Here is a 438-nt window from a genome sequence, read left to right as displayed (position 1 = left end):
AGGTCCGGAACCTGCTGGACCACTACAAGGCCGTGATGGTCACCGACGGCGGCGAGACCGTCGGGATCATCACCGAGGCCGACATCGCCGCGCAGCTGTCGTAGGTGCGAGCGCGCCGAACTCACTCTTCTCGGCGCTCCGAGAGCCGCTCCCAGATCTCCGTACAGCCCGCGCCGTCCGGCACGTCGTCGAGGTGTCCCGCGTCGTTCGGTCCGTCGGCGTCGCCCTCGCGCTCCTCCCCGTCCTCCCCGTCGCGCTCGTCGGCCGACGCCTGCCCGTCTGTCATCACCGTCGGTACGCGTCCGAGGAGCATAAACCGCTCAGCGTCGGCGCGCCCGACCGGCGGTCCGGGGTCGCCGCGATTCTCTCCGCTACCGGCCGGCCGTCACAGCTCCAGGCCGCGGATCGCGACCGTCGCCTCGCCGTCCGGGGCGTCGG

At 72.4% G+C, this 438-nt stretch carries 1 protein-coding gene and 1 pseudogene; one reads left to right on the top strand and one right to left on the bottom strand.

The features are described 5' to 3' along the window. A pseudogene (locus DVK07_RS21890) lies at positions 1–104 on the top strand (transcriptional regulator); the annotation flags it as partial. Positions 105–121: 17 nt separating this feature from the next. Here DVK07_RS21890 and DVK07_RS23535 read toward each other — a convergent pair. After that, a complete protein-coding gene (locus DVK07_RS23535) occupies positions 122–286 on the bottom strand; it encodes a hypothetical protein (RefSeq protein WP_199719740.1) in 165 nt (54 codons plus the stop codon). Positions 287–438 lie beyond the last annotated feature (152 nt).

It is taken from the genome of Halorubrum sp. Atlit-26R, from assembly GCF_003666015.1.
Classification (GTDB): domain Archaea; phylum Halobacteriota; class Halobacteria; order Halobacteriales; family Haloferacaceae; genus Halorubrum.
Note: the sequence above shows the minus strand (reverse complement) of the source record. Positions and strands in the feature narration are given on the sequence as shown.